General features: G+C 70.1%; 3 protein-coding genes and 1 pseudogene. 1 reads left to right on the top strand and 3 read right to left on the bottom strand.

Annotated features, from left to right (window positions below; genetic code table 11):
- Together GA0115259_RS21620 and GA0115259_RS21615 are read right to left on the bottom strand one after the other, a co-directional pair.
- Nucleotides 1-347: pseudogene (locus GA0115259_RS21620) on the bottom strand (M56 family peptidase); the annotation flags it as partial.
- A gap of 120 nt (nt 348-467) precedes the next feature.
- Entirely contained in the window at nt 468-1,070 is a 603-nt protein-coding gene (locus GA0115259_RS21615) for a DUF5134 domain-containing protein (RefSeq protein WP_093599746.1), read from the bottom strand.
- Between the two features lie 406 nt (nt 1,071-1,476).
- On the opposite strand from GA0115259_RS21615, the gene GA0115259_RS21610 reads away from it, so the two are divergent.
- Nucleotides 1,477-2,751, top strand: a complete 1,275-nt coding sequence (locus tag GA0115259_RS21610; protein WP_093599743.1) for a glycoside hydrolase family 99 protein — start codon at nt 1,477-1,479, stop codon at nt 2,749-2,751.
- A gap of 109 nt (nt 2,752-2,860) precedes the next feature.
- Here GA0115259_RS21610 and GA0115259_RS21605 read toward each other — a convergent pair.
- On the bottom strand, nt 2,861-4,794 hold a 1,934-nt coding region (locus GA0115259_RS21605), incomplete at its 5' end, for an ROK family transcriptional regulator (protein ID WP_107469239.1).

Genomic DNA, 4,794 nt, shown 5'->3' with positions numbered 1-4,794 from the left:
CGGGCCCGGTGGATCTCCCGCGTCAGCATGGCCGCCGTCCAGACGCCGCCGCCCGCCAGGGCCACCGCGAGCAGGGCCGACCACGGCCGGTGCGAGCCCAGGGCGTAGGCCTCCATCACTCCGCTCGGCGCGGGCGCGAAGACATGTCCGCGGACGGCCAGCCAGGCCGCCGCGGCGCTGAAGGTCATGGAGAGCGCGAAACTCAGCAGGACGGCCGCCACGACGCACTGCCACACCCACAGCGCCACCACGGGCTCGCGCTCCGGCCAGTCGGCACGCGCCAGCAGGCGCGGAGCGACGACGGCGGCCAGTGCGCCGAGAAGCAGCAGCGCCAGGGAGACCATCATGGTCATCAGAGTATGAGGACGGCACTGCTCCGCGGCAGGTCCTCGTCGGTCAAGTGAGCTAGGACACGTTTTGGCCGGTGCGGGCCCGGCCCGTACGGAGCCGGCCCTGGTACGGCCCGGTCATACGGTCAGCAGCATCGCCAGCATGGCTATGCCCATGGAGAGCCGGCAGGCCAGCGCCAGCTCGGTCCTGTCGCCCCAGCGGAGCCCGGCCGTGGCCGTGCCGGTGCCGATGACCATCGCCGTCCCGCCGGCCTCGGGCGCCGCTCCGGCGGGCAGCGGCAGCAGACGTCCGCCCGTCCGCAGCACATAACCGGCGTAGTAGATCAGCAGCGCGCCGGTGACCAGCGGTGCTCCGGCCGCCGTATGGGCGCCGTGCGCGCCACCGGGCGCGGCGGCCATGGCCCCGGCCATATAGACCATCGCGAGCATTCCCAGCAGATGGTGCGTCCCGTGCGCGCGATACGCCGGTATACGGGACCGTACGACCGTGTACAGCGCGGCGCCGCCGAACACCGCCGCGTACACCGTCCATACCCACCGTGGCGGTGGCAGGACTGCCGCGGGCACGGCCATGACGGCCGTCCCGAATCCCATCAGCGCTTCGCTCCCGGCCCATCTGCGCTGTTCGGCCACGCCGCTGCGCATCCGGAGCAGACAGTAACCTCCGGTCGCCACGCAGAGCGCGACAAGCAGCCAGCCGGCCGCCGCCGGTCCGTGCACCGCGCACCTCCCCCGTTGAACGGTGTCGGGAAGGTCATGCCCGGCGTCGCTCACACGCAGTCAGGCGCAGACGAGCGCAGAGGGACACAAAGGGAGCGCACCGGTGGTACACGAGCCGGCCCGGCGCCGCCGTTCCCGGCCTTCGCGCCGCCGTGCCCGCACTCACGCCCCCGTTCCTTCATTCGCATTTCGCTGGAAACGGAAAGCGTAAAGAAAATCGACTGACACACGGACGGAATTCCTGTAAGAATTCCCGGCGCCCATGGCCTTGTGGCCGGAGCGGCCCCCGACTACTTTGCACATGCGTGCCCTTGGAGGCCTGGCGGGCTGCCGCCGCCTTGCAAATCCCCCCATCTCCGAGGACTTTACGCATTTCTGGCAGATATCTAGTGGGAGGAAATCCTCCATGCATATGTCACGACGGTCGGTCATCGCGTCCGCGCTGGCCGCGTCCGCCGCGATCGGCGGCGTCGGCGCTGCCCAGCAGGCTGCCGCGGCAACCGAACCGAGGCGCCGCGCACAGCCGGGACCCGCCGCGAGTCCGCCCGGCGACGTGGTCGGCAAAATCACCGTGGGCTACCAGGGCTGGTTCGCCTGTAGCGGCGACGGCGCTCCCATCAATGGCTGGTGGCACTGGAGCCAGAACATGAGCCAGCCGCCCTCGCCCAGCAATACGACCATCAAGTCCTGGCCGGACATGCGGGAATACTCCCGTGGTTACCGCACGGCCTACGCGAACCTGAACGGCGGTCAGCCCGCGACGCTGTTCTCCTCCTGGGACCAGCAGACCGTCGACACCCACTTCCGCTGGATGCGGGAGAACAACTGCGACACCGCGGCGCTCCAGCGGTTCAACCCGTACAGCCCCGAGGGCCCCACCCGGGACGCCATGGCACAGAAGGTGCGCCAGTCCGCCGAGGCCAACGGCCGCAAGTTCTACATCATGTACGACGTCACCGGCTGGACGTCCATGCAGTCCCAGATCAAGGAGGACTGGACGACGAAGATGCGGGCGCACACCGCGTCCAGCGCCTATGCCCGGCAGAACGGCAAGCCCGTGGTGTGCATCTGGGGCTTCGGCTTCAACGACCCGGGCCGGCCCTTCGCGCCCGCGCCGTGCAAGGACGTGGTCGACTGGTTCAAGGCCCAAGGCTGCTATGTGATCGGCGGAGTGCCCACCCACTGGCGCAACAGCACCGACGACTCACGGCCCGGCTTCCAGGACGTGTACCGCTCGTTCAACATGATCTCGCCCTGGATGGTCGGACGGATCTCCAATGCCGCCGACACCGACCGGTTCTTCCGTGACGTCAACACACCGGACCAGGCCGAGTGCAACGCGCGCGGTATCGACTACCAGCCCTGTGTGCTGCCCGGAGACCTCCAGGAACGCCACCGCGCCCATGGGGACTTCATGTGGCGGCAGTTCTACAACATGGTCAGGCTCGGCGCGCAGGGCATCTACATCTCGATGTTCGACGAGTTCAACGAGGGCAACCAGATCGCCAAGACCGCGGAGAACGGCTCGCAGGTGCCGTCCGGTTCGGGCATCTGGGCGCTCGACGAGGACGGTACCTCCTGCTCGTCGGACTACTATCTGCGGCTGACCGGCGACGGTGGCCGGATGCTCAAGGGACAGATCGGACTGACGGCGACGAGGCCCACGCAGCCGAGGATCTGACGAGGTTACGCAGGGGATCACGCAGGGTGCGGGCCGCCGGGACACCTCCGGCGGTCCGCATCTCCGTCTCCACACCCGCGCCTCCGTTCCGCCGTCTCCACAAGGGAGGTCAGCCCGTCGGCAGATGCCGGGCCCGGCCCTCGCGCCCTCGCAGCCTCGGTGTGAACGTCGCGTGGAAGATGGTCGACGCGGCCCCGACCGCCGCCGCCTCCGCGCTGAGCACCGACGGTTCGACTTCGACACGGCGCAGCCTTCTGGCCGTCGGGAACTCATTGACCGTACGGGTGATCTCGTCCAGATAGAAACCGGCGACGTCCTCGGTGAAGAAGGGCCCGCCGAGCACGATCAGATCGATGTCCAGCAGATCGACCAGCCCCAGCGCGCCGCGACCCACCGCCTGTGCCACCTCCCGTACGGCCGCCGAGGCCGCCGGATCGCCCGCGGCGGCGGCCTCACCCACCGCCAGATACGCCGCGGTGCTCCCGGACGCGGTGCCTCCGGACGAGGCGCTCCACGACGCCGTCCGTACGGGCCGCATTCCGCGCCGTAAGGCCAGATCGGGCACCGACACCGGCGGATTGCACTCGGGCAGGATCTCCGGGCGGCCGTCCTTGTCCACACGGCCCAGCGCGATCGCGCAGAGCTGCCCGAACTCACCGGCGTTGGCGCTGATCCCGCGGTAGATGTCACCGTTGAGATAGAGCCCGGTGCCCACGCCCGTACCGAGATAGAGATACGCGAAGTCCCTGGCCCTGCGGTCGCGGCCGATCCATCGCTCGCCGGCGGCGGCAGCGGTGGAGTCCTTCTCCATCAGGACCGGGCACGGGAAGTGGTCCTTCAGCAGATACAGCAGAGGAAGATCGCCCCATGCCGACATCAGCGGCGGCCCGAGCACCGTGCCCGACGCGATGTCGACCGGTCCGGGCACCGCGACGCCGATACCGAGGAAACCGTCCTCCCGCACCGCTCCGCGCGCCTCCGTCAGCGTCTCGCGCCCCAGCGCGGCCACCCGCTCCACGAACTCCGCCGGATCGATGTCGGCGGTGACGGGCCTGGTACGGGTACAGACGATCGCGCCGTCGAGATCGATCACGACGGCGGTGAGCACCTCCGGATCGATATGGATCCCGAGCGCGTGCGCGGCCGTACCGCAGAGCCGTACCGGCGTACGCGGCTTGCCGGAGGTGGCGCGCCGCTGGGCGTCCTCGATCAGGATGCCCCGGTCCAGCAGCGAGCGCGCGATCCGGGAGACCGACTGCTGGGTGAGACCGGTGCGGTGCGCGATCTCGCCCCGGGTGATGGTGCCGGAGAGCCGTACCGTCTCGATGACCACGCACTCGTTGAACGAGCCCAGATCGATCTGGTTGACGCCGCTCCAGGACTGGTTGCGCGCCGTGGCGCCGATCGTCCGGTCGGTGCCGAGATGCCCGGCCACATTCTCGCGCAGCCAGCGCACCGCGTCGCACGGCCGGTCGGAGCGCGCCGTCGCGTACCGCTCCAACTCGGCGGCGAGATCGAGATAGACACGGCGTGAGGACTCGGGATGGGTGGTGCTGTCGAGCGCGACCATGGCCCGCAGAAAGGTGCGCCAGGTCGACCGTGCGGGAATCTGATGCCGCGTCACCTGATGAGACGTCACCTGCCCTTCGTACGAGGGCGATACGGGCACGGCGTCCGTGTCCCAGAGCGTGATCGCGTGCAGGCCCAGGTCCGGATGGCTGCGGCTCGCCTCGGCCAGATACTCGGACAGGCCGTGGTCCTCCGACCGGTCGCGCGCCGGTCCTGATCCCTCGGCTCCGCGCGCCTTCGCCGCCGTCAGCGCGGCCTCCAGCGCCCGGTCGAGACCGGCCAGCACCTCCGTACCGATCACCGTCCCGGCGGCGGCGGGCCGGGCGGCTCCTCGCCGGGTGCCCGCGAGCAGCACGGCGCGCGACGGGTCCACATAGAGGCCCATCAGCCAGACGGGAGCGCCGGGCAGCGGTGGTCTGGTCGGTACGGACGGCGCCCGCGCCTCGTCGGGGCCGAGCCGCCAGCGCCGCCGGA

The organism is Streptomyces sp. MnatMP-M17 (assembly GCF_900091995.1).
GTDB lineage: Bacteria > Actinomycetota > Actinomycetes > Streptomycetales > Streptomycetaceae > Streptomyces.
Note: the sequence above shows the minus strand (reverse complement) of the source record. Positions and strands in the feature narration are given on the sequence as shown.